20 protein-coding genes and 1 other annotated feature are annotated in these 17,596 nt (G+C 39.2%); of the genes, 5 read left to right on the forward strand and 15 right to left on the reverse strand.

Annotated elements, in window-relative coordinates; all coding sequences use genetic code 11:
* Nucleotides 1-2 precede the first annotated feature (2 nt).
* Nucleotides 3-461 (reverse strand): flavodoxin, encoded by a 459-nt coding sequence (locus QE429_RS21575; RefSeq protein WP_307289965.1) that lies wholly within the window; start codon nt 459-461, stop codon nt 3-5.
* A gap of 158 nt (nt 462-619) precedes the next feature.
* On the opposite strand from QE429_RS21575, the gene QE429_RS21580 reads away from it, so the two are divergent.
* Nucleotides 620-1,321: a Crp/Fnr family transcriptional regulator gene (locus QE429_RS21580; protein ID WP_307289966.1), complete on the forward strand. Its 702-nt coding sequence runs from the start codon at nt 620-622 to the stop codon at nt 1,319-1,321.
* Here the strand turns inward: QE429_RS21580 and QE429_RS21585 are convergent.
* Complete coding sequence (locus QE429_RS21585) at nt 1,318-1,566, reverse strand: amino acid decarboxylase (RefSeq protein WP_307289967.1); 249 nt, start codon at nt 1,564-1,566, stop codon at nt 1,318-1,320. The two genes, QE429_RS21580 and QE429_RS21585, sit on opposite strands and share 4 nt — an antisense overlap.
* 188 nt (nt 1,567-1,754) lie before the next feature.
* Here QE429_RS21585 and QE429_RS21590 point away from each other — a divergent pair, with 188 nt between their 5' ends.
* Nucleotides 1,755-2,363, forward strand: a complete 609-nt coding sequence (locus QE429_RS21590; protein ID WP_307289968.1) for a copper resistance CopC family protein — start codon at nt 1,755-1,757, stop codon at nt 2,361-2,363.
* A 1-nt stretch (nt 2,364) separates the two neighbouring features.
* On the forward strand, nt 2,365-3,459 hold the full coding sequence (locus QE429_RS21595) for a copper resistance D family protein (RefSeq protein WP_307289970.1): 1,095 nt from the start codon (nt 2,365-2,367) through the stop codon (nt 3,457-3,459).
* Between the two features lie 223 nt (nt 3,460-3,682).
* Here QE429_RS21595 and kynB read toward each other — a convergent pair whose 3' ends face one another.
* From kynB to QE429_RS21615, 4 genes are all read right to left on the reverse strand, one after another.
* On the reverse strand, nt 3,683-4,303 hold the full coding sequence (gene kynB, locus QE429_RS21600; RefSeq protein ID WP_307289971.1) for an arylformamidase: 621 nt from the start codon (nt 4,301-4,303) through the stop codon (nt 3,683-3,685).
* A 127-nt stretch (nt 4,304-4,430) separates the two neighbouring features.
* Entirely contained in the window at nt 4,431-6,389 is a 1,959-nt protein-coding gene (locus QE429_RS21605; protein ID WP_307289972.1) for a WG repeat-containing protein, read from the reverse strand.
* Nucleotides 6,390-6,459: 70 nt separating this feature from the next.
* Nucleotides 6,460-6,825 (reverse strand): SCP2 sterol-binding domain-containing protein, encoded by a 366-nt coding sequence (locus tag QE429_RS21610; RefSeq protein ID WP_307289973.1) that lies wholly within the window; start codon nt 6,823-6,825, stop codon nt 6,460-6,462.
* A 146-nt stretch (nt 6,826-6,971) separates the two neighbouring features.
* The gene (locus QE429_RS21615; protein WP_307289974.1) at nt 6,972-7,988 is read right to left on the reverse strand and encodes a 4Fe-4S binding protein; all 1,017 of its coding nucleotides are present in this window, start codon (nt 7,986-7,988) and stop codon (nt 6,972-6,974) included.
* A gap of 249 nt (nt 7,989-8,237) precedes the next feature.
* Nucleotides 8,238-8,488, forward strand: a binding site (T-box leader).
* A 215-nt stretch (nt 8,489-8,703) separates the two neighbouring features.
* Between QE429_RS21615 and brnQ the strand changes: the two genes are divergently transcribed.
* A complete protein-coding gene (gene brnQ, locus QE429_RS21620; RefSeq protein WP_307289975.1) occupies nt 8,704-10,044 on the forward strand; it encodes a branched-chain amino acid transport system II carrier protein in 1,341 nt (446 codons plus the stop codon).
* A 36-nt stretch (nt 10,045-10,080) separates the two neighbouring features.
* Here the strand turns inward: brnQ and QE429_RS21625 are convergent, their stop codons facing one another.
* A complete protein-coding gene (locus QE429_RS21625) occupies nt 10,081-11,067 on the reverse strand; it encodes a Gfo/Idh/MocA family protein (protein WP_307289976.1) in 987 nt (328 codons plus the stop codon).
* A gap of 192 nt (nt 11,068-11,259) precedes the next feature.
* On the opposite strand from QE429_RS21625, the gene QE429_RS21630 reads away from it, so the two are divergent.
* Complete coding sequence (locus QE429_RS21630; protein WP_307289977.1) at nt 11,260-12,915, forward strand: glutamine--tRNA ligase/YqeY domain fusion protein; 1,656 nt, start codon at nt 11,260-11,262, stop codon at nt 12,913-12,915.
* Nucleotides 12,916-13,212: 297 nt separating this feature from the next.
* Here the strand turns inward: QE429_RS21630 and QE429_RS21635 are convergent, their stop codons facing one another.
* From QE429_RS21635 to QE429_RS21670, 8 genes are all read right to left on the reverse strand, one after another.
* On the reverse strand, nt 13,213-14,253 hold the full coding sequence (locus QE429_RS21635; RefSeq protein WP_373463277.1) for a PAS domain-containing sensor histidine kinase: 1,041 nt from the start codon (nt 14,251-14,253) through the stop codon (nt 13,213-13,215).
* A gap of 27 nt (nt 14,254-14,280) precedes the next feature.
* On the reverse strand, nt 14,281-14,733 hold the full coding sequence (locus tag QE429_RS21640) for a GAF domain-containing protein (protein ID WP_307289979.1): 453 nt from the start codon (nt 14,731-14,733) through the stop codon (nt 14,281-14,283).
* A 15-nt stretch (nt 14,734-14,748) separates the two neighbouring features.
* The gene (locus QE429_RS21645) at nt 14,749-15,402 is read right to left on the reverse strand and encodes a response regulator (RefSeq protein ID WP_307289980.1); all 654 of its coding nucleotides are present in this window, start codon (nt 15,400-15,402) and stop codon (nt 14,749-14,751) included.
* A gap of 13 nt (nt 15,403-15,415) precedes the next feature.
* Nucleotides 15,416-16,084, reverse strand: a complete 669-nt coding sequence (locus QE429_RS21650; RefSeq protein ID WP_307289981.1) for a sensor histidine kinase — start codon at nt 16,082-16,084, stop codon at nt 15,416-15,418.
* Nucleotides 16,085-16,318: 234 nt separating this feature from the next.
* On the reverse strand, nt 16,319-16,600 hold the full coding sequence (locus tag QE429_RS21655; RefSeq protein WP_307289982.1) for a hypothetical protein: 282 nt from the start codon (nt 16,598-16,600) through the stop codon (nt 16,319-16,321).
* The gene (locus QE429_RS21660) at nt 16,587-16,898 is read right to left on the reverse strand and encodes a hypothetical protein (protein ID WP_307289983.1); all 312 of its coding nucleotides are present in this window, start codon (nt 16,896-16,898) and stop codon (nt 16,587-16,589) included. Before QE429_RS21660 ends, QE429_RS21655 begins: the two co-directional genes overlap by 14 nt.
* Nucleotides 16,891-17,082, reverse strand: coding sequence for a hypothetical protein (locus QE429_RS21665; RefSeq protein WP_307289984.1), 192 nt, complete (start codon nt 17,080-17,082; stop codon nt 16,891-16,893). Before QE429_RS21665 ends, QE429_RS21660 begins: the two co-directional genes overlap by 8 nt.
* A complete protein-coding gene (locus QE429_RS21670; protein WP_307289985.1) occupies nt 17,072-17,596 on the reverse strand; it encodes a Rieske 2Fe-2S domain-containing protein in 525 nt (174 codons plus the stop codon). The genes QE429_RS21665 and QE429_RS21670 overlap by 11 nt, the downstream gene beginning before the upstream one ends.

Consider the following 17,596-nt stretch of genomic DNA (forward strand, 5'->3'; position numbering starts at 1 on the left):
TTCTATGCTCCTTTCCTTTGTGAAAAATGCGCCATAAACGATACTCCAAAATAAATGCATTGTTCTTTTTCTACATCGTTTGGAGCTAAGTCAATTTTCAATCCTTCTTGAACGACTTCTGCTCCCGATTCCTTTAGTTTTGCGGTTAAAAAATCCACTGCCCCACCTCGATTTTCATATGAAGAGTCGCACGAGCCGAAGGCTGCTGCTTTTTTCCCTAATAAATTAATTTGAGACATTTCATCATAAAAGTCGAGAAACTCATCAGGTAACTCCCCATCTCCCCATGTATAAGCTCCCAAAAGAATGCCGTCATATTGCTGAAGCTCACTCACATCTACTTCTAAAATATCCTTAATAACCACCGAGCCACCGGACTTTCGAATACCTTCTGCAATAAAGCGGGCTAATTCTTCAGTGTTCCCAGTCATACTCGCGTAAACAATCAAACAGGCTTGCACGATTTACTCACCTCTTGTTTTTCTTTTATTATAGTGATAATAATTCTCAATAACCTTGACCTACATCAAGAAAGTTGATGTAAATCACTACACCATTTTTAAAATAACGATATGATGAACTTATAGAAGCCAATATGTCATTGAGGAGTTGAAATAAGATGTGCTGTGAACCATGCTGCTCACATGCTTCATCATGCATCACATCTGTACCTGTCTTTAAGAAATTGAAAGAAGACGAATTGAAGTTACTACAAAAGGTAACCAGGAGCCGGCAATTTGAAAAAGGAGAATTTATTTTTCGTGAAGGTGAAAGTTCTGGTGCGCTTTTTGTTGTGAATGAGGGAATTATTAAGTTGACCAAAATGTCTCCAGAAGGAAAGGAACAAATTGTCCGATTGATGTTTCCAGGGGACTTCTTTGGTTTACCCTCTTTACTTAGAAATGATAAACATTATGTAAATGCTGAAACAATTGGGAAAACGGTCATATGCTTGATCGAGAAGAAGGATTTTCTACAAACCATGGAGACAAATGCGGATTTAACTTATCGCTTCTTATTAGCATTAAATGACCGGTTATATGAAGCGGATGAATCAGTAGGATATTTAAGCTTGATGGAGGTAGAGCAGCGGCTCGCTAGGGCACTGATTCTTTTTCAGGAAAAAATGAATGCCGGTCAAGAAAAATTTACCCTTCCTATTTCGAAAAAAGATTTAGCGAGTTATATTGGGACAACTCCAGAATCGGTAAGCAGAAAACTTTTAGCGTTTATGTCAAAGAAGTGGATCCATATGGATGGACAAAGACAGATACAGATTCTAGAGTTGGATCGTATTAAACAGGTAGCTGGAATCGACTAAAGTTCAGATAATTTGACCGCCATCAGACGGAAGTGCATCGGTTCTATTTCATTAACGATCACATTCATTCCCAGCGATTGGATTGTCGCAATTAGCGGTTCACCTCTGTGCGGCAAATGAATTTCAAAGATTGTTCCAATAGGAGCTGCTTTAATAAAATTTAGGATTTCACGTCGTGGGTGCTCTCCCTTTGCAATTCGTTCACGGACATCCAATATTGCTTTTTTATCTACGATTTGAAACATAATACTTCACTCCCTTTATTAAAAGCTAGGATAAGTGTATCACCTCTTGTTTTTGGAAGAATTGATTTAAATCAATGAAAACAGCCTCTAATTTCGAAAGGTTTGTGAACTTTAGCGGAAAATCATATAAGAAGATGAAAATGGTGATAGAATGACAACAGCTAGATAACAATATAACGGAGTTGAAAATGATGTTTAATAAAATATCCCTAATCACTGCTCTGTTGCTTTTTCTATTAGGAACGAATGTGTTCGCCCATTCCCATTTAGAAGATTCATCTCCTAAAGATGGTGCAGTGCTAACTGAATCACTGAAAGAAATCAAACTAACATTTGAAACAAACCTTGAACCCACTAGTACGTTTACGTTAGCAGATGCGAACGGTACAGCTGTTACCCTTCCAGTTGAAATAAAAGGCAATCAGTTAGTAGGTGTTTTGCAGAAAGATCTTGCAAATGGTGCTTATTCTATTCACTGGAAGATTATCGGGACAGATGGACATCCACTTGAGGGCGACCTTTCTTTTACAGTAAAATTACCTGAAGAAAGTAGCACAACAGCCCAAACGGAAAGTACGGATTCCTCAACTCAAAAAGAACAGACAGCAGATACAGGACTTAAAAATTCAGACTCATCATCTAAGTCAACGGAAGACAAAGAAACAGCCGCCGTCACAACGACAGCTACGACTGCTGAACCATCATTCAAGGATTATGTCATCCCAGCTTCTGTTGCCCTCATTATCTTCGTTGGATTGGGGAGCTACTGGTTAATTTTTAGAAGGAAGCATACTTAACATGTTAATCGTAAATGTACTAAGTGAAGCATTACTATATTTATGTTTTTCTATACTGCTCGGACATTTTATTATCAATCTTGTACCTGAAAATTACCGTCCTGAGATTAATATCTCGAAAGGGATTCTCTTGGGGGCAGTTCTTGGAATTGCCCTTTTTTCCTTTGTACCTGTTCTAAGAATCATTTTATACTTATCAAAAGGCGGTTTGGAGTTAGGCCTCACACTGCAATCTGTGTTAACCAAGTTCGAAGTAGGGAAATCGTGGATTAAAACTGGGGTTCTCTCCATTATTTTGTTTATATTTTTACTACCCATCAAAATGGAACGAAAGCCGCTCCTTTCTATTACCGGGTTAATTCTGACACTGGCTTTGATCGCAGCACTCGGTATGTCCAGTCATGCGAGTGCACTATCCAAATGGCCAGGATTTTTTACTCATTCCATTCATTTTTTAGCTGTTAGTACATGGATTGGGATTTTATTTATGGTAGGCTGGTTCTCGAAAAACTATGATAATTGGTTGAAGTTTTTAAAGTGGTATACCCCGCTTGCTGTAACCTGTTTCCTTATCACTGTTATTTCCGGAATTGCCTTGATGACCTTTGTGATGAATGTAAAAGACTATGCTAATACTTGGCCATTATCCTATGGGCAGGCATTGTTGATTAAACACTTAACGATTATCCCCTTACTTGTTTTTGCGTTTATTAACAGCATTCTTGTTCGGAAAAAGCTGGCCGCTGATTCCACCTTTAACCCTTTATCCTGGGTGAAGCTAGAGAGTGTCGTTGTGTTGCTTATATTTGCTGTTACAGGAGCAATGGGGCAACAGTCGCCACCGCATGACATCCTTCGTACAATCAAAACAGAAGGAGTCTCCAAGCTATATGGCTTTTTTCATTCCGGTGAATTCAGTTTTCCATTGCATCTAACGGTTGGAGTGGGCTCTATCGGCTTGTCACTCGCAGCTCTCATTTTTCTTTTATTCATCATTTTCATTTTTGTCAAAAAGGCTTCAAAAGGTATGTCACTTTTTATGAGCGTTCTATTTATTTTCACAGCATATGTTGCCCTCATGTTTAGTATTCAATAAAAAGAAGAAGCACGATGCTTCTTCTTTTTATATTATTTGGATCTGTTAACCTTGCCTGTTGATTTCTGCTCCAGGTGCGAGCGGTTCGTGGGTGTTTCGGCGAGCCTCCTCGGAGAAACGCGCCTGCGGGGTCTCCCCTGAACCATACTCCCACAGGAGTCTTCGCACCTTCCGCTCCAATCAACAGGGTGTAAAATTCAACACTGTTCTTTAACACAGCCTATTATATGGACCGGAGTACCGCACGGACGGGACTTCCGTCTCCTTCCACTAAAGGCAAAGGTAATGCAATCAGTTCATAATCTCCCGGTTCAATTTCATCCAGGAGGAGTGATTCTAAGATGTGAATTCCATTTTGATTCAAGCTGTGATGAGCTAGAAGCTCCTTACTGTCGATGGGGTCAACAGATGGAACATCCAAACCAATCAGTCTAATTCCCTTCTCTGCTAAAAATGGAGCTAACTCTGCCTCAATATGGGGAATCTTCTCAGGAAATACGTCCGGATTGTTCCAAGCAAGTGTTTTGAATAGGACTCTCGTAACACCAGCGAGATCGAGATCTTTTACATCTGATAGCCCGATACTAGATTTTCCGACCATATCAACTACTCTTGCAGGTCCTATGTATAATGATAGGTCTAACTCTATGATTCTTTTTCCATGGTTATCAAAATGAAATGGGGCATCCACATGTGTACCTGTATGTATGCTCAATTCAAGTCTACCTACATTTACTGAGCCGCTTTCCTCCATCGGCCACGAAACTTCATATTGAAAAGGGGTATCCCCAGGCCATACCGGCATTCCATTTACCAACTTTCTAGAAACATCGTAAATCCTCATAAAATTCACTCCTTCTATATTCATTTAGTAGTTAATCACATTATTTCATATTCCCCTTACCTTTTTCTATTGTTATTTTTTAATTTTCTGAAAGCAAAAAAGGCAGGAATATCCTCCCGCCCTACCATTAATGAAATGACTTCCAAAAGCCTCCATTATGATTAATAATGCTCTTCAATACCTCAAAAGGAATTGTAAATGTAGGAAAACCGGCTGCAAAAGCCGCAATTTCATAAGGGTTAAAGTAAATATTCAACCCCTTGTCATTAATAAAAAAGGGTTGGTCTTCCTTAATTCCATGGTACTCATCTGGGAAAAGGTATGAATATTGTTCCTTGGTTTTTATCTGCTCTCTAATCAATTCACTGATAATTTTTACATAAGAGCTTCCTTGCTTAAACAAATCTTTTAACTGATACATTATCCCAGTTTTAAGGTTAATATGAGCATATTTAGAAATAGGCATTCCATGCGCAGCACAAGATACATAATCATACCCGGTAATTTCAATTACTAGTAAATCTTTTTGAAAAAAAGTGATCTCAAAATCACCATCATAGGTAGATTCCAATTGAATATGGGACGGTACTGGCTTTACACCAGCAAGCTTTGCTAGGTCTGCATTAACGGTTGCTTGGTTGGGAATCCCTCTTAATTGTGGATAGTAAACTAAATAATCTTTATTGGGCCTGTATTTTTGTTCTAAAACGAAGTATTGCTTGGCTAGGGGGATTATAGTGTTTTGCTTCCATATTAAATCACCGTTAAGACTAAAATATTGTAATCGCATATCGACTTCACTCTTAATCATTGTCTTCTCTATTTGCAATGTTCCACTCCCGTTAACCAATGGCAGGTGGTTCACTCGCCTTCCACTTTTATCAATAAAGAATGTATGTTTGTCATCAGATACAGATGCCATCCCCTCTTCAAAAGACGTGATTTCATTAAAAATAAAACCGGTTAGAATGTGTCCTTCTGCATCCCCCAATGCATAAATAGATCGAACACACGGCTGTTCTGGCTTTCTTTCCTTACCAATGGCAAACCGATTTCCCCCTAGATTGATAAGATTATTGTAGTTCGGTTTAATGATAAAATGTCCTTTTTGGTCTATTAACCCGTAGCGTGCTTCATTACCTTCAGACAAAGCAACAATGGCTCGCCCTCCTATAAATGGTTCTGCATCAGTAAAACGAGGTTCAATGACGATTCTTCCTTCTTCATCGATATATCCAAAGTTTCCATCTTGCGTTTTCTTGAACGCTAGTAAACCTTGGCCATAATTACCCACAAATGCATATGGAAAGGATTTTAGAACCTTTCCAGTTAAATCAATTAGCTGAAAAGTCCCTTCCTTCGTTTTTACAATGGCTTTTCCATCTTTAAATTCACTCGTAGAAACATAGATTAGAGGAATAACCTCCTTACCTCTTTTATTTAAGTACCCATATAGATACTGTCCGTGTTCATCCTCTAAGGCTGCTGAGACACGCCCCTCCTTATATTCAGGACTAATAACGGAATAGGCTTTATCGGTGATTTCCTTGCCGCTTTCATCAATTACCTTATGCCCTTGACTATCATTAACGATGGCTCGGCCTTCTGAAAACGGCTGAATCGTATCATACTTTGGTTTTACGATAAAATATCCCTTTGAATCAATGACACCTGATTGATCCCCTAGTCTAATGATGGCGAGACCATTCTCTTGAAAATCTCTAGCCTCATCATAAATGGGAGGAAGGACAAATTTTCCTTTTGCATCAATATAGCCCCATTTAGTTCCACCCACTTGTTTGAGCGAGGCAGTGAAGAGATAAACGGCCCTATCCTCTGTATGCTTTGATATTGCTTGAAATGCTCTGTACACTATTTTCGGTGAATACGGATAATAAAACCAATATTGTCCACCATAGTTTTTCAACACAAATAAATAGAGCTGACGATTGTAACGGTACATTCCACACACTTCATTGATTCCATCCCCATCCAAATCAGCATATCGAAGGACATCTTGTAATTCTGATCCTATGGGAAGGCAGGAACGAATCCAATTCACTAGAAGACGATTACTCTCAAACATAACAAATCACCCAGTTTACTTTTTTATATGTATATGAAAAAAGTAAACTGGGTGTTTATCTAGGAGACACTTATAAATGCTCTTTTAGGTTATATTGTCGGAGAAGGCTTTCAATTTTGAGTGCCTTACCAAGATCCCCTTTAATTTTTAATTTTCCCGTCATGAACGCCATCGTACCATTTAATTTTCCTAATAAAAATTTATGAAAATCGGCTAATGACATGGATAATGAACAATCAGCCGGGGGTTCATTCTGCTCGTTAACAAGTGCCTTTCCAGAGTCGAATTGCAACTGATAAACTCCCTCTTCTTCTCCTTCAATATTAAACTGATAACTTGCTGAAAAACCTTCAATCGGAGTCGGATTTTCATTTAACACAGTCTCAATCAGGTTCATTAATTCAGATAAGGAATATCCTTCAATTGTTTTAGCCATAGCTTGTTTAAGCCCCTCCCTCGATTTTCAATTATAGTTACATGATAATGGTAGTTGCTTCCATTCCGCAACCGAAATTTTAGAATTTTCAGATTCATAACCATTAAAAAAGCAACCCTACTCTCAGGTTGCCTTTTGCTCAAAGATTAATGTCCAACATAATTAGCATCTGGGATCAATTGCTTCCATTCTTCATAAGAAATGATGGTATCCCAGTGGCCGGTTAGTTTTGCCATTCCTACGACTACAAGAAACATCACAAGGAAGGCGACTGGAATAAACCATTTATTCACCTTTTTGTTTACAACAGTCATATTCAGCGTATCCTTAACTGGACAAGCTTCTACACATGACATACATGCTGTACAATTGAGTGAATTGACTGCTTCAACCTTATGGACTTTCAGTCTTTGCGGACATACCTTTGTACACATTTCACAATTCGTGCACGTCTCTTCATTTCTACGAATCTTAGATATTCTAAAAATGGAGCCTAATCCAATTAAGGCCCCATATGGGCAAAGGAACCGACACCAGAAGTTTTTAAAGAATAACGACAGGATAAAAATCACTGCTATAACCATTAAACCCGTTCCGCCAATATTTAAAAAGAATTGCAGCATCTTTACGTCTGAAACTTTATTATAATCCAACTCTAGAAAAGCCTTTGCACTATAAGTAGACATTTGAATAACCATGCTTAAGAAGAACAAGAGAAGTAGATATTTTATTGGTGATAAAAGCCATGCCAGCCAAGTAGGAATCTCAAAATTCCTTTTAAATATTTTTTTGCCAAGTCTTGCTGTCCACTCACTAACCGTTCCAACCGGACAGAACCAGCTGCAAAAGGATTTACGGAAGATGATTCCTGCACCTACAAAAAAGGTAAATAAAACAAGCCCAGCAGGATGAATCTGATCAAACTCCCCATTATTTATCCATACCTTTAGTGCGACCAGTGCACTAATCGGTAAAAACCCTTCTACTGCAGAGGGTCTTTCCACGAAAGGTGTTTGTCCGAGTGTTTCAAAATGCAAATAGAATCGATAAAACTGTATGCCTACATATAGTAAAAACAATAAAAAAACAGCCTGCACAACGTATCTTGTGACTGTAATTGGCTTACGCTTCAACTGTTTTTTATACCACGTTTTTGATTTCATCCCATTTCCTCCATTCTTCCATTACTTTTAATATAAAGAACGTAAAAAAGGAGGTATGTGATATTAATCATGGGATGAATTCATTTCATAAAGATGTCACATTAGCAACTTAATTTTGTCAAAAAATTTTTCACTGGTACATCAACCATGTAAACGGTTACTGATAATTTTTATAAAAAAAGGGGTTGCAAAATTATCTAAAAATAATATAATTGCTTTATTCATATTAGTTAGAATTTTTAAAACTTATTAAAATCTATGACGAGAAGAGTAGCTTATCATTCTTGTACTTCAGAGAGCCGGCGGTTGGTGAAAGCCGGTGTCAAGACATAAGTGAAAATCATCTCCGAGATGCAAGGCTGAATTAAAATGATAGTAAGCCTTTGCCGACCTGCCCGCCGTTAACATGGGACACGTATGATGGTACGTTGATCGAGAGCCGCAGATGCATTTATTTTTTGCGGAAGTAGGGTGGTAACGCGAGCTAGCTCGTCCCTATCCATATAGGGGCGGGCTTTTTATATTGAAAGCGGAAGCGACCGTTTAGCGACGTATGGACAGGGGCCCGATTCGACTGAGATAAAGGAAACACGAAGAGCATTAGCGATTCGATGTTGACTTATCGGAAGGAGGATTGGGATGGCCACTAGTCGTTGGGAGCTGGAGCTAGATAGTTCTCTAAGCAAGAAAGCCGCAAGGAAAAGGAGAGAGAAAGATGAAGAAGAAGGATACGTTATTTGTTGGTTTGATGCTATTTTCAATGTTTTTTGGAGCCGGGAATTTAATTTTCCCACCCTTTTTAGGAATGGGATCTGGGACCTCTTTTTGGACGGCCATCATTGGTTTTATTATTACTGCTGTAGGCCTTCCATTGCTGGTCCTCACCGCTATTGCACGAGTGAAAGACGGGGTTAACACATTAGGCAGCCGGGTACACCCTTGGTTCGGTCCTATTTTTACCGTCGTCGTTTATTTATCGATCGGGCCATTCTTTGGAGTACCAAGAAATGCAAATGTTGCATTCGAAATGGGATTCAAGCCTTTTCTTGGGCAAGTATCAGCTAGTCAATCCACGCTACTACTAGGATTTACTGCACTTTTCTTCTTGCTAGTATATTTATTAAGTTTAAACCCGTCCAAAGTTGTTGATTACATGGGCCGGTTTATTACACCAACTTTGTTATTATCCATCGTTGTCTTGTGTGTCACTGGATTTCTAAAATTAAATAAACCCTTACAAGCACCGGGAGAAAATTATCAATCTGCTTCACTCTTTAAGGGCTTTATCGATGGGTATTCAACAATGGACGCTTTAGCTGCCCTTGCCTTTGGGATTGTTGTTTTGACAACACTTAAACAAAAAGGGGTAACCGGAAAAAAGGAGCTAACCGCCTATACGATAAAGGCCGGTTTGGTTGCAGGTGCTGCTCTTGCACTTGTTTATGTTGCTATTGGTTTTCTGGGAGCAAAAATGGCTGCCTACGGTTCGTTTGATAATGGAACGGCGATTTTATCCTCTGCTTCCACTATTCTTTTAGGTACTGGCGGGAAGGTCCTTCTTGGAGTTATTTTTACACTTGCTTGCTTCACAACCTGTGTTGGCTTAACCATTGCATGTGGTCAGTATTTTTCAAAAATCGCCCCAAAACTTAGTTATCGCCTAGTCGTTACTTTAGTTACAGTGGCAAGCTTTTTAATTGCAAATCTTGGTTTAAACCAGATCATTACAATTTCTGTTCCATTCTTAGTCATGGCTTATCCATTAACAATTGTGTTAGTTTCACTTGCGTTTTTCCATCGTTTCTTCGCTGGTTCGCAAAAAGTGTATGCTTTATCTATGCTTCTTACAGGATTAGTAAGTTTGTATGATGGCTTAAAAATGTTTGGAGTAAAGCTTAGTTTCTTAGAATCTTTTATGAACAGCCTTCCATTTGCTTCTGTCGGCTTGAGTTGGGTTGTGCCTGCACTTGTCGGCGCCTTGGCAGGATTCGTTTGGGAAAAGGCACATGGAACTTCATCACAAACCGAAGCACATGATTTAAGAAAAACTGCATAAAAAATGCGAGTGGATTAATCAATCCACTCGCATTTTTTATTTTTCGACAGTAAAAATAATATTATTTTGTTTACGTGCCTCTTCTGTGATTCGAAGAATGATCTTACTCCAATTTTTCAAACGAGTATATTCTTCATCATTCTTTAATTCAATCATATTCGCAAATGCTTCACATTCATAGACCATGTTTTGTTCTTCTTGGTCTACACTCAAGATTTGACTATCTTTCGAATGGCTATCGATAAATTTGATTTCCGAAATCGGTGCCGCATCTTCAAGAACGAAGCTTCCCTTTTCCCCGTGAATTTCGCAAGGTAGCTCCGAATGGGAAATTTTCGAACATAGAATGGTGCAAATAAAACCTTCATATTCTAATACCAGTGTCCCGCTTCCATCCACTCCACTTCTAAGCAGTACTGGATGATACGTGACCTTCCGTGGCTCACCAAATAAGCAGACGGCTAAATAAAGCGGGTAGACCCCTAAGTCGACAAGCGCTCCACCTGAATAGACAGCGGAGAATATGTTTGGTTCTTCTCCTTGTAAAAATAAATCATAACGCGATGAATATTGAACATATGGCAACATGGCACTTCGAAGGTCACCAGCCATTCCTAATTTTTCTTTTAAGATATGAAAATTAGGTGTATGAATATTTCGGATGGCTTCCACTAAGTACACGCCATTTTCTTCAGCTGTACGGAAAGCCATTTCTAATTCGGCCGTATTTGAAAAAATAGGTTTTTCACAGATGACATGCTTTTTATTTTTCAAAAAGATTAAGGCTTGTTCAAAGTGGAGAGAATTAGGGGACGCAATATAGACAGCTTGAAACTCTTCACTTTTGGCCATTTCCTCAAGGTTTGTGAAATAATTTGCAGCTTGATACTTATCGGCCATCTGCTTCGCTTTCTCTTCTGTACGCGAATGAACACCTACTAAATGAAACTTCCCACTTAGCTGTGCTGCTTGGATAAACGAGTCTGAGATCCATCCTGTACCAACTGTTGCAAAGTTAATCATCTTATTACCTCTTTCACTTATGTACTTTATCACCTAACCATTTTAACGTATGAAAGCCAAGCTTACTAATTTTATGGACCATAATTTTTCTCAGGCAATCCTGTTTTATGTAAGATTTGATGGGAAGAATGGAAAAATATCAGTATTTATGGTATTTATAGATAATAGATAAGATGAAAGAGGTTGAATAGGGTGGACAATCACACATCAAATTTTATAAAGGATATTATGATTAAAGATTTAGAATCCGGTAAGCATCAAAAAATCGTTACTCGTTTCCCACCAGAGCCGAACGGTTATTTACATATTGGACATGCTAAATCTATTTTCATCAACTTTAGTTTAGCCGATGAATTTAACGGTTTTACGAATTTACGCTTTGACGATACCAATCCGTTAAAAGAAGATATCGAGTATGTGAATTCGATCAAGGAAGATGTCAAATGGCTTGGCTTTGAATGGGATAACTTATACTTCGCTTCCGATTATTTCGAAGAGATGTACAATAGGGCTGTTCTATTGATTAAAAAAGGTCTAGCCTATGTGGATGACTTATCCGCAGATGAAATTCGTGAGTACCGTGGTACGTTGACAGAGCCAGGAAAAGACAGTCCTTACCGTACTCGTTCTATTGAAGAGAACCTGGAGTTATTTGAAAAAATGCGCGCAGGTGAATTTGACAATGGACAAAAGGTTCTTCGTGCGAAGATTGATATGTCATCACCGAATATCAACTTACGTGATCCAGTCATCTATCGTATTGCTCACGCTACCCACCATAACACAGGTGATAAGTGGTGCATTTATCCAATGTATGCATTTGCTCACCCACTTGAGGATGCGATTGAAGGGGTTACACACTCCATTTGTACGATTGAATTTGAAGATCAACGCCCGCTTTATAACTGGGTGGTTGAAAAGTGCGAAATGGAAAGTACGCCGCAGCAAATCGAGTTCGGCCGCTTGAATGTAACGAATACCGTTATGAGTAAGCGTAAGCTGAAGCAACTAGTTGAAGAAGGCTTTGTTGATGGCTGGGATGATCCACGTATGCCAACCATTTCTGGCATGAGAAGAAAAGGTTTCACTCCAGAATCCATTCGTGCGTTTGTTCGTGAAACAGGTGTGCATAAAGGATCAGGTGCGGTTGATTCACAAATGCTCGAGCACTTCGTTCGTGAGGACCTAAAATTAAAAGCGCCGCGTACAATGGGTGTTATTAATCCATTAAAAGTGGTTATCACCAACTATCCAGAAGGTCAAATTGAATTGTTAGATGCGGAAATTAACCCTGAAAATCCTGAAATGGGTATGAGAAAGATCCCATTCTCTCGTGAAATTTACATTGAAAAAGACGATTTTATGGAGGATCCTCCAAAGAAATATTTCCGTCTCTTCCCTGGTAATGAAGTTCGCCTCAAGAATGCATACTTTATTACCTGCCAGGAAGTGATTAAAGATGAGAATGGTGAAGTAGTCGAGCTTCGATGCACGTATGATCCTGAAACAAAGAGTGGCACAGGATTTACTGGCCGCAAAGTAAAAGGAACCATTCACTGGGTAGAGTCGACACATGCTGTTCCTTCCGAGTTCCGACTATACGAGCCGCTCATTTTGGATGAAGATAAAGAGGAGAGCGAAGAAGGTAAAACCTTCCTTGATTTCGTAAATCCAAATTCACTTGAAGTGTTACAAGGCTTCGTTGAGCCAAACATGAAGGAAAGCAGACCACAGGATAAGTTTCAATTCTTCAGACATGGGTACTTTAACGTGGATCCGAAACATACAACGGTTGATAAACTTGTATTTAACCGAATTGTATCGTTGAAGAGTTCTTTTAAAATATAATGGTAAAGAGATTGGGGTAGCCCAATCTCTTTTTCTTTGGATTCTGTATGGTGCGACTAGTTACCGTTTGACCTGCTTTTCTTCCTTCACGGGCACTAGTCTCCTTGACTAGTTACCGTTTGATCCTCTTTTCTTCCTTCACGGGACTTAGTCACCTTACCATTCGCCTTGCTTTTCTTCCTTCAGGGGCACTAAACGCTACAACAGAAACTTTTGTCCAAAAAAAGGATAAAACCTACTAGCGTTTTATCCTACCCTTCACTATTAAAAATTTTTACGATTGTCACGCTTCATTTCTTATTGAATGGGAGCTTCTAATATTATCTTTGTTCCCTTACCAGGAGCCGAGATAATGGTTAGGTCACCGTTGACTGACCGGGCCCTCTCATCCATACTAAAGTGCCCAACACCTGAGGAACTGTTACTCATATCAAAACCTACACCCTGATCTTCAATCATTACTCTGATGTGATCATCCAGTTCTCTAATCGTTACCATTGCCTCTGAGACCTCAGCATACTTTCTGATATTGGTTAGTGCCTCCTGGATAATTCGATAAATCGTCAGCTCTATATTAATGTTAAGGCGGCGATTTAAGACACAATCAAAATACACATCGATATTGTAGTGGTCCGAAAACCTGGATAGGAATGAACGGATCGCAGGAACTAATCCAAGATCATCAAGGACGGATGGCCGTAGCTCCCAAGAGATTTCGCGGATTTCTTCAATTAATTGAGTAGCTTCTTTTTGCATTTGTTGAAGCAAGGGATGGTCGACTTCTGCCATTAGACGATTGATCGTGATTAAATGACTGTAAAGGTTTTGTCCTATGCCATCATGCAAGTTTCTCGAGAGCCGCTTTCTCTCCTCCTCCTGCACATCAATAATCGTTGTCATCATCTTTTGAAGCTCTTGTTCTACCCGCTTCCTTGCCGTTACTTCATACCGAATGGCTAAATATTGATAAGGCTTACCTTTTTCATTTAAAAAAGGAACAATGGTGGTATCTACCCAATAATAATCTCCACTTTTCGCCTTATTATAGATTTCACCCTTCCAGACGTTTCCGCTCCCGATGGTCCTCCACATCTCTCTGAAAAATTCCTTAGAATGGTACCCAGAATTTAGAATTCGATGGTCATTGCCCAATAACTCTTCTCTAGAGTATTTTGAGATATGACAGAATTTATCATTTACATATGTAATAGTCCCTCGAGAATCTGTAATCGCAACGATTGAAGATTCATCAAGAGCAAATTTTATATCTACCAATTCCTGCATTGATTTTTTTAATTCCAACTCAAGATCTGCTAGCTTGTTTGCAGGCTGGTCCATCTTCTTTTCCATAGCTGCCTCCTGCATCTATAATAGGATCTCATCCTTTAATACCTGTTCCAAGGTTCTTGCAGAATCAATTACTTCTTGTTGATTGGCTTCAGTGAACACAAAGGATCTTCTATTACCAATAAGCAATACCCCTTTTGGAACAGAATTAAAAAATAAAGGGACCGCGTAGGAGGATACTAGTTTTTCTGCAAGCATAATGGGATGATCTGTCACTTTTCCAAGGATTCCATTTGGAAATTCAGTCAACATCATCGGACTTCCACTTGAGATAATTTTTCCGGCTATCCCCTTTCCGAAACGAACAGTAATCCTTTTATATTTTTCATTGAGATTCCCCGAGGCATAATGCCATCTAACATCTGGGCCTACCTCATTTTGAAGGGCCAGAGCAACAAAATCGCAGTTAACAGCAGCCATTAGCCGGTTGCACACATCGATTACCGCGGGAATTTCTATTATCTCTTTCATCTCAAGTGATTCTCCTTAAATACCATAACCTAATAAGCCTTTTCTAACTGCATATTCTACTAGCTCTGGTCTAGTTTTCATCTGTAGTTTTTCCATTAATTTACCTTTATGAGTCTCGACTGTTTTCACACTGATGACTAGCTGTTCTGCGATTTCCTTATTGGAATAGCCTTTTGCGGTCAAAGTTAAGACTTCTTTTTCTCTGTCAGATAAGAGATTGTAGGAATCACTGCCATCCTGTTTCATACTGCTTAGGTATTCTTCCATTAAGCGCTTCGTTGCAGATGGATGTAGATACGCATCACCCTTAGCTACCGATTCGATCGCTGACATCAATTCATCATGTGGAGCACTTTTTAGAATACAGCCTGAGGCTCCCCCTTGAATCGCACGAAATAAGTATTCTTCATCATCGTGCATCGTTAGAATTAATATGTTGATATCAGGTCTTAGCTTTTTTAACTCTGTCGTTGCCGAAAGCCCATCTTTACCATGTGGCATACTTAAATCCATGACCACTACATCTGGATTCAGTTTTACCGCTTTTTTGATTCCTTCGTTGCCCTCCGACGCTTCGCCAATCACTTCCATTTCAGGATTCGTGTTCAGCAGCATTTTTAAGCCCATTCTAACCACGGCATGGTCATCAACCAGCAGGATTTTTATCACTTTTAACTCCCCTTTAATCCCTATTTATCAACGGAAGAGATAGTTCTATGCATGTTCCTTCTCCTATTTTAGAGGAAATGTTACACTGACCGCCAGTCAGAAGCATTCTTTCTTTCATTGCGGCTAGCCCTGATGATGGATGAGTTTCATCATGCTCATCTGGTCGAAATCCTTTGCCAAAATCATAAATTGTAATCGTTAACAGATCTTCTGACCAAATGAAATTCATTTTCACATTACAGGTATCCGCATACTTAGCAATATTCGCAAGTGCCTCCTGACATACGCGAAATACTGTAATACTTGTTTTTTCTGGAATCTGCTGTTCTTTACCAGTGGATTCTAAGTCTACAAGGATACCAAAGGTAGAAGTATATAACTTAATATAGCTCTTCATAGCTGAAAGTAAACCAAGAGTGGTTAGGGTAGGCGGATGCAATTCCACAGACAGCAGCCTTATTTCCTGAATGGTTTTCTCTATCAACTGAGACATTTCATGGACATAATTCTTCATGAATGGTTCATTTGCACTTGATTCAATGAATTGTAATCCTGTTAAAATACTATACAGATTTTGTCCAACTCCCTCGTGCAGTTCTAAGGCAATTCGTTTAATTTCTTCTTCTTGTGAGTGAATAATATATGAGCTGATCTGCTGCTGTTTTGATCTTAAGTGAGCCATTTTGCACCTCCTACTCTTCCTTATAGGCTTTGTTAAACTTGTCTGTTGATTTCCGCTCCAGACGCGAGCGGTTCGTGGGTGTTTCGGCGAGCCTCCTCGGAGAAACGCGCCTGCGGGGTCTCTCCTGAACCATACTCCCACAGGAGTCTTCGCGTCTTCCGCTCCAATCAACATGGTTTAAAAATCAACATTATGCATTAAGACAGCCTTCTAATAAAAAAAGGCAGGTTCTTATTATAAGACCTGAACCTTTTTTACTGTATATGTTAAGCCGCTTTCCTGATCAAAAGCAGACCATTGATTCTCTGATTGATTTACCTCACTTGTTAATGGCACTGCTAGAAAATAGAATTCATCAAAATAAAAACGAATATGGGTTCCATCCGGGCAGTTTTGCACTTTTTTCACTGTTTTCTTTACAGCTGGGGCCTGGTCCCCTCCCTCTGCATCGTGAATCGCTATTTCTACCGGCTGACCAACAAACTGTTCTACATCCTCTAGCTTAATGAGTTCCACAGCTATTACATCCTCTCAATACCGGATAAATAAACATCTTATACCCTTGAAGATACTCCCAAAACTTTTCTCCGGCATTCTCCTCGATATATTGAATGGTTTCCTCCTCGGATGACCAATTGCTCATCCCTTTAATTTCAGCCACAACCATTTCCGCTCCATCAATCTTTTTTTCTTCTAGAAACCAATTCAAGCGTTTTTTTGCAAAGGTAACCTTCAATAACTCTTCAATTTCTGTACTAAAATCGCCTGCTTCCGGACGCACGAAACAAAAATCTATATATGTTTCACTAGTCATTGACCTTCACACCTTTTTTATAAATGAGAATTGCAACTGGAAATAAGACTACATTTATGACAGCAGCAATAATCGTATTTGTATAATTTTCATAGAAATATTGATGAACCATATATTGTGTAAAAATAATATTGAGCATCAATACAGCAAGTAGCAAACCAACAGGGAGATAACTACGCTTCATAACGCTTCACCCCCACGGCATAGACTGCACCGTTTTCTACTTTCACATAAATTTCAGGTAATGGACGTCTAGGAGGTCCGGCAATGGGTGCACCCGTTTCTACATCGAATTTCCCATGGTGGCATGGGCATAGCATTTCACCTTCATCCTTTTTCCAAAATACAGGACAACGAAGATGTGTACATGCATTTTGATAGGCAACATATTTATTTTCAGACAGTCTGATTAAAATCGCACTGTCATGTTCACCAGGAAACGCAAAGTCGACTGCATCTCCAATTGATAATGCCTTCACATCCACAATTTTCTGCTTCGGGTATTTTTTGTCCCCAAGCCCATTCAATTCTTTTGCGGCTAACACTCCCCATGGAAGAGAGGAAACGGCGAATACTCCGGCCGCTCCAACAAGTGTCTTCATAAATCCGCGACGGTCTAATTTTCTTTCATTATTGCGGTTTATATTATGTGTATAGTTATCTTCATCGAACGGGATTTTATTATTTTTATCTGTCAT

Origin of the sequence: Bacillus sp. SORGH_AS_0510, from assembly GCF_030818775.1 — a bacterium.
Classification (GTDB): Bacteria; Bacillota; Bacilli; order Bacillales; family Cytobacillaceae; genus Neobacillus.

Excerpts from the sequence above, each read along its gene's own strand:
- QE429_RS21580 (WP_307289966.1), top strand. The coding sequence starts at position 620 with ATGTGCTGTGAACCATGCTGCTCACATGCTTCATCATGCATCACATCT.
- QE429_RS21585 (WP_307289967.1), bottom strand. The coding sequence starts at position 1,566 with ATGTTTCAAATCGTAGATAAAAAAGCAATATTGGATGTCCGTGAACGA.
- QE429_RS21590 (WP_307289968.1), top strand. The coding sequence starts at position 1,755 with ATGATGTTTAATAAAATATCCCTAATCACTGCTCTGTTGCTTTTTCTA.
- QE429_RS21595 (WP_307289970.1), top strand. The coding sequence starts at position 2,365 with ATGTTAATCGTAAATGTACTAAGTGAAGCATTACTATATTTATGTTTT.
- kynB (WP_307289971.1), bottom strand. The coding sequence starts at position 4,303 with ATGAGGATTTACGATGTTTCTAGAAAGTTGGTAAATGGAATGCCGGTA.
- QE429_RS21605 (WP_307289972.1), bottom strand. The coding sequence starts at position 6,389 with ATGTTTGAGAGTAATCGTCTTCTAGTGAATTGGATTCGTTCCTGCCTT.
- QE429_RS21610 (WP_307289973.1), bottom strand. The coding sequence starts at position 6,825 with ATGGCTAAAACAATTGAAGGATATTCCTTATCTGAATTAATGAACCTG.
- QE429_RS21615 (WP_307289974.1), bottom strand. The coding sequence starts at position 7,988 with ATGAAATCAAAAACGTGGTATAAAAAACAGTTGAAGCGTAAGCCAATT.
- brnQ (WP_307289975.1), top strand. The coding sequence starts at position 8,704 with ATGAAGAAGAAGGATACGTTATTTGTTGGTTTGATGCTATTTTCAATG.
- QE429_RS21625 (WP_307289976.1), bottom strand. The coding sequence starts at position 11,067 with ATGATTAACTTTGCAACAGTTGGTACAGGATGGATCTCAGACTCGTTT.
- QE429_RS21635 (WP_373463277.1), bottom strand. The coding sequence starts at position 14,253 with ATGGACCAGCCTGCAAACAAGCTAGCAGATCTTGAGTTGGAATTAAAA.
- QE429_RS21640 (WP_307289979.1), bottom strand. The coding sequence starts at position 14,733 with ATGAAAGAGATAATAGAAATTCCCGCGGTAATCGATGTGTGCAACCGG.
- QE429_RS21650 (WP_307289981.1), bottom strand. The coding sequence starts at position 16,084 with ATGGCTCACTTAAGATCAAAACAGCAGCAGATCAGCTCATATATTATT.
- QE429_RS21660 (WP_307289983.1), bottom strand. The coding sequence starts at position 16,898 with ATGACTAGTGAAACATATATAGATTTTTGTTTCGTGCGTCCGGAAGCA.
- QE429_RS21665 (WP_307289984.1), bottom strand. The coding sequence starts at position 17,082 with ATGAAGCGTAGTTATCTCCCTGTTGGTTTGCTACTTGCTGTATTGATG.
- QE429_RS21670 (WP_307289985.1), bottom strand. The coding sequence starts at position 17,596 with ATGACAGATAAAAATAATAAAATCCCGTTCGATGAAGATAACTATACA.